Annotated in this window: 3 protein-coding genes; all 3 read right to left on the reverse strand. The window is 37.9% G+C overall.

Annotated features, from left to right (window positions below):
• Positions 1 to 108 precede the first annotated feature (108 nt).
• The gene (locus HSISS2_RS04050) at positions 109 to 1416 is read right to left on the reverse strand and encodes a YSIRK-type signal peptide-containing protein (RefSeq protein WP_042766987.1); all 1308 of its coding nucleotides are present in this window, start codon (positions 1414 to 1416) and stop codon (positions 109 to 111) included.
• A gap of 1310 nt (positions 1417 to 2726) precedes the next feature.
• Positions 2727 to 3233: an EXLDI protein gene (locus HSISS2_RS04055; protein ID WP_042766988.1), complete on the reverse strand. Its 507-nt coding sequence runs from the start codon at positions 3231 to 3233 to the stop codon at positions 2727 to 2729.
• Between the two features lie 246 nt (positions 3234 to 3479).
• Positions 3480 to 4982, reverse strand: coding sequence for a pyruvate kinase (gene pyk, locus HSISS2_RS04060; protein WP_021145523.1), 1503 nt, complete (start codon positions 4980 to 4982; stop codon positions 3480 to 3482).
• Positions 4983 to 5108 lie beyond the last annotated feature (126 nt).

The following is a 5108-nucleotide window of genomic DNA, read 5'->3' on the forward strand; positions in this document are numbered from 1 at the left end:
TTATAGAGACTCATGCCATTTATATTAGTGGAAGGATTTGAGCCAAATAAATTGTCTGTATCTTGTGGAATAAAAGTTTTAGTAGCTTTATTTCCGTATTTATACCACTCACCAATTTGTTGCCATCCTTCTCCGTTTTGTAGTGAACATAAGCAATTCACCTGGGTTAGCGGACTCACCATCCGCCATGACAATGGCAGGTTTGACTACTTTTCCACGGAAGGTCGCAGAAATTTCAAACTGAACACCGATATTGCCACCATCAAACTCGGAACTGATGGTTGTTTTTTTAGCCCCAGTATTGATGCCTTCACCCCTTATTTCTGACCATCTGGTTTGAGCTTCGGCAACAACTTTGGCTTCTTCACCAGCACTAAAAGCTGCTTTCGTATTATTTGTAGTAGCCCCATTCACATAACCATTTCTAGCATTTGGATCATAGGTCGCTTTTTCAGCAGCCGTCGCTCCTCGGTCTTCTAAACGCTTTTTGTAGATTTCTGTTGCTTGGAAGGGTTTCAAAGATTTGACTTTGATGGTGACCACATAACCCGGCATAATTTCCTTAGTATAGGCAGACCCTACTTGAAGGGCAAGATTCCCACTCGATGTCGTCGTTGTTCCTGTCCAGTTAGCCACATCTCCAAAATCCAACCAAGAGATTTGGCTAGCCAAGTCAGTAGCTTTGATATTAGTAGTGAAACCTGGTTTTGCTTCTTTCGGAGTTGAAGTGGCATCTTGGACATCATCTGCGATGAGGTTTGGATCGTTTGGATCACCAATAGAACGACGGCTACGACGTTTACCAGAAGTTTCAGCTGTCACTACAGGTTGTTCTACTACTGGAGATTCAACCCCTCCAGAAAGGGAGTTACCACTAGAAGCCTCTACTTCAACATTCAAATTTTTCGCTTCAGATGCTGAGGCTGAGGCTTGTGATTCAGAAGTGGCTGCTAAACTAGATGCTGTCGTTGAAGCGCCAGTCGTGCTACTAGCTACATTCACAGTACCAGCAACACTATTTGAAGATTGTACAGAACTAGCTGATGTTTCAGAAGTAGAAACAGCTGCCTGAGATATTGCTTCACTAGAAGCTGGTGTCGTTGATGCTTCAGAGACTATTTGGCTAGCTGTTGAAACAGCTTGAGACTGACTATTTGCCTCAGAACTAGATAAAATATTTGCGACTTCCATCGAAGCTTGAGTTGCAACAGTATTTTGAGACTGTGTCCCTTCACTTGCTACTGCAGTCGTATTGGTCACATCTTCTACTTGGGTTTGGTTGCTAGTTTCATCAGCTGAAACTTGATTTGCAACACCAACCATAACAAGAGTTCCCAACAGAACCGAACAAACTCCTACATTCAATTTACGAATCGAAAATCGACTAATTCGATCATTAAATAAATCTTTACCCACTTTGGTAATCCTCCACATTTATGCATTTAAGTATCTCACCCCTCAATGAGATTAAAAGTATTCAAAAATACTAATCGTTATACATTCTAACAAATTTCCTAATATTTGTGGGAATATTTGCTCATATTTTCAAATATTTTAAATTAATCTTAAATCAAAAACAACAAATATTGCTAATACAGCATAAATATAATGTTTTTCCGGGTTATATTACCATACCTATGTATAACTATCATTTTTTAGAATTATCTGTAAAAAGGAAATCGAGATTTCATTATTTTCGATATTACGTTTTCAAAATGAGAATTTTATAGATATTGTTAAAATTCAAAAAAATCCTTATTTTTCATAAGGCATCCATTCCGAATAAAGCTAAATCGTTAACAACACTAAATAAGATTAAACTACCACACTTCTGAAATAAAGACCTCACTTACTTAACGAATAGCTAATCACTATTTGTCCAAAATAGCCCTAAATCTTTAAAGAAGTTTAATGACTCTAGAGATATATAGCACAAAAACAAAAACAGAGCTGCAAGAAAGTTAATTCTTGCAGCTCATCATAGCAAAATGGAACCACTCCGTGAGAGTGATACTACTAAGATATTCTGGATAAATAGAATTTAACTTTCTCGCAATGGGCGCAACAATACCATACATACTGGTAATGCTGCTTTTTTAAGATTATTTGCAAAAAAGTTAATCATCCTTTCACCCCACTTAAAATATATTTAACTAAATAATATTAAGAAAGCTCTATATCGTCAAGTTGTGAACGTGATGCTGGATAGCGTTACTAGATGTAGATGTCGGGATTTTGCCCCCAAAATAGAAAAAATATTAAAAATTGTTTTATTCCGGCCTGTTCGCGATAGGCTTTGATTTTAGTAATCAGCGCCATCTCATACCCCCTTACTGCCCATGATGTAAAATAATACCGCCCTTAGTATGGTTACCGCGTATATATATTGCCCCTTAGTAGCGTAGCCCTTATATGCGGTTCAATAATTTTTGCTGATCACAAGCTGAGAAATGTTCTCAATCCCGTCAACGGAATAATGATATTCTACAATTCCGGTACGAACAGACTCGTCTAAGAGTCGCTCCGCTTTTTTAATATCAATTTTTGAACATGATACATTAACCGCGAGGAGAAAGACGATAATCCCGAACACCAGACAAATATACCATAGCAATGTTAATTAAAGCTTCCTTCTTTTCATCTCTGAAATCCATATGATATATAAACACAAAGCTATCTCATTATTTGCTTGTTATAGTTCTATAAATCTAGTATTTATACCTAATCTAAATATCCAAAAACTCATAAGGCTTTTCCGAAAGAGAAGATTCGCAGCACTCAGCAAGATACGCATCCTTCTCCTTTAGGCTCTCTATGTCCGGATATACGTTTAACACTCTGTCCCCCAGATTCCAAAAATCATGTGACCAAGACTGCGGGTTTTCCCATACGTGTGGATTTCCTTTTGCCCAATTCGGAAGCTCCTTGCGAACCTTGGTTGCCACTGCAAGCTGCCCTTTTGCAGTTTTATAAATCGTGTCAATCCTTATTCCACCGTCTACCGGACGTTTTACACGAGTAATCTCCATACCATAGAACATTACCTTTCTTCTTACCCCTTTTTCATAGAGATTTAACTCAATCTTGTCATATCCTTCGCTTTTGTTGCGTTGAATACTTAGAAAGTCCTGAAGTGCCTGTATCACAGCGGCAGAAACACTTCCGGCGTACTTGGCAGCATCATCAAATAAGTGTAGATCTGCTTCTGCAACATAAATATTTTTTGTGGCCATAACCATACCTCCTTATTTTTGTAACTTGTATCTGAAGTTTAGTATCTATATGATTATAAACATAATTATAATCATATAGAGGTATTTTGTCAAGATAGACTTTCTTTCTATCATTATGATGTTGAAGACTGTGATTCTTCACTGATACTGTGAGCCTAATATCAAAATGCAATATACAAAGTTCTTCGTTTTTGAACAAAAAAGAAGATCCCTAGGACCTTCTTTCTATTTAAGTAGAAACTCAAATTATTTGACTGTGCGGATACGCATAGTGTTTGTTCCACCTGTACCTACTGGAACACCAGCAACGATAACAATGTTATCACCAGATTCTACAAGACCTGAATGCAATGCTACTTTTTCAGCAACATCAAACATGTCATCAGTTGAAGCAGGTTTTTCAGTAACTACTGGAATAACACCCCAGTTAAGCATCAATGATTTTTGAGTAATTTCATCGAATGTTACTGCCAAGATGTCAGCTTCTGGACGGTATTTAGAAATCAAACGAGCTGTGTTACCAGATTCAGTAAGTGCAACGACAAGTTTGATATCAATTGAGTTTGTAGCATCTTTAACTGCAGATGCTACAACTTCAGTCTTGCTTGAACGACCAAATGTTGATGAATCAAGACGACCATACTCTTTAAGAAGAGTTTGTGCATTTTTATCAATTGTAGCCATTGTACGAACTGATTCTACAGGATATTTACCATTAGCAGATTCACCTGAAAGCATTGTAGCATCAGTACCATCAATAACTGCGTTAAATACGTCAGATACTTCTGAACGAGTTGCACGAGGTTTGTCAGTCATTGTTTCAAGCATGTTAGTTGCTGTAACAGCAATCTTACCTGCAGCATTGACTTTTGTGATAATCATTTTTTGGTAAACTGGAACCATTTCAAATGGAACTTCGATACCCATGTCACCACGTGCAATCATGATACCATCAGCAGCTTCGATGATTGAATCAATGTTTTCAATACCTTGTTGGTTTTCGATTTTAGCCAACAATTTAACATGTCCATTACCAGTTTCTTCACAGATAGCACGAACTTCTTGTACGTCTTTTGCAGTACGTACGAATGAGATAGCGATGAAGTTAAGACCTTGTTCAAGACCGAAACGGATATCGTCATTATCTCTTTCAGCAAGTGCTGGGAATGGGATTTTAGTGTTAGGAATGTTAACACCTTTTTGTTTAGCGATGATTCCATCGTTTTCAACATCAACGACGAATTCACGTTTTTCAGCATCTTTTTCTACAACACGAAGACCAAGTTTACCATCGTCAACAAGAACTTGTTTACCAACTTCAACATCATCGAAAATGTCAAGTCCACCGGCAACGTTCAAAGCGATAACGTCGCGAGTTGATTTGATACCTTGTTTAGTAGCAACACGAATTTGTTCACCAGTTTTGTATGCATACTCTTTAGCATCACCTTCGAACAATTCAGTACGGATTTCAGGTCCTTTTGTATCAAGAAGGAAACCTACTTTTTGACCAGCAAGTTCTTCGGCCATACGTACGACTTCCATACGTTCACCTTGCTCAGCGTGGTCACCATGTGAGAAGTTGAAACGGAAAACGTTGGCACCTTCCTTGATCAATTGAGCAATGTTTTTAGCAGATGCTTCACGGTCAAGTTTTTCACCCCAGTAACCATCTTCACCAAATTTTTTGCCGCCACGGATTTCAACCGCAGGACCAAGTGTTGCAACGATTTTTACACGTTTATTCATGATAAATAAAAACTCCCTTATATTTTTTGTCGCATTAGCGACGGATTAACAATAATTAATAGAACCGCTATTATTTCAAGTTAGCTAAAGAACGATTGAGGTCTGCAAAGTCAAGACGTGCTTTGT

Origin of the sequence: Streptococcus sp. HSISS2 (genome assembly GCF_000448665.1) — a bacterium.
In the GTDB taxonomy this organism is placed as follows: domain Bacteria; phylum Bacillota; class Bacilli; order Lactobacillales; family Streptococcaceae; genus Streptococcus; species Streptococcus raffinosi.